Origin of the sequence: Blastomonas sp. UPD001 (assembly GCF_003426715.1) — a bacterium.
Lineage (GTDB): Bacteria > Pseudomonadota > Alphaproteobacteria > Sphingomonadales > Sphingomonadaceae > Blastomonas.
In genome coordinates, this window is record NZ_QKVT01000032.1 from 1 (window position 1) to 513 (window position 513).

At 70.4% G+C, this 513-nt stretch carries 2 protein-coding genes; both read left to right on the forward strand.

The window, feature by feature from the left end; all coding sequences use genetic code 11:
* Window positions 1–191, forward strand: a 191-nt coding sequence (gspM, locus tag DM995_RS18090) for a type II secretion system protein GspM (protein ID WP_198669472.1), incomplete at its 5' end; no start/stop codon positions are given.
* Window positions 188–513, forward strand: a 326-nt coding sequence (gspN, locus tag DM995_RS18095) for a type II secretion system protein N (protein ID WP_157973319.1), incomplete at its 3' end; no start/stop codon positions are given. The genes gspM and gspN, both read left to right, overlap by 4 nt.

Consider the following 513-nt stretch of genomic DNA (forward strand, 5'->3'; position numbering starts at 1 on the left):
CGCTCGATGCCAACACACCGCAGGGCAATGACCGCGCCGAAATCGCGATCGGCTCGGCGCGCTCGACCGCGTTCCTCGCCTGGCTCGCCGATCTGGAACGGCGCGGCGTGGTTCCCGAGACGCTGGTGATCCGGCGGATGGACAATGGCACCGTCTCGGTCTCGGCGCGGTTGGTGAAGATCGGCGCATGAGCCGCAGCGCCAAGCGGGCGGTGCTGATCGCGCTGGCGCTGACCCTCGCGCTGATCGCGCTGCTGCCGCTGCGCATCGTCTTCGACATGGCGAACCTCGGCGCTCGCGGGGTGAGCGCGCGCGCGGTCGAAGGGACGATCTGGTCGGGCACGGTGCGCGACCTGAAGATCGGCAGGCTGAGCCTCGGCGATCTCGATGCGGGGCTGTCGCCAGCGGGCCTGTTCGGGGGCGAGCTGGTGCTCGCCATGACCCGTGCGGACGATGCGCCTGGCCAGCCGCCCCTCGCCTTCACACTTGCCAAGAGCGGCGAGAGCATCGCGAT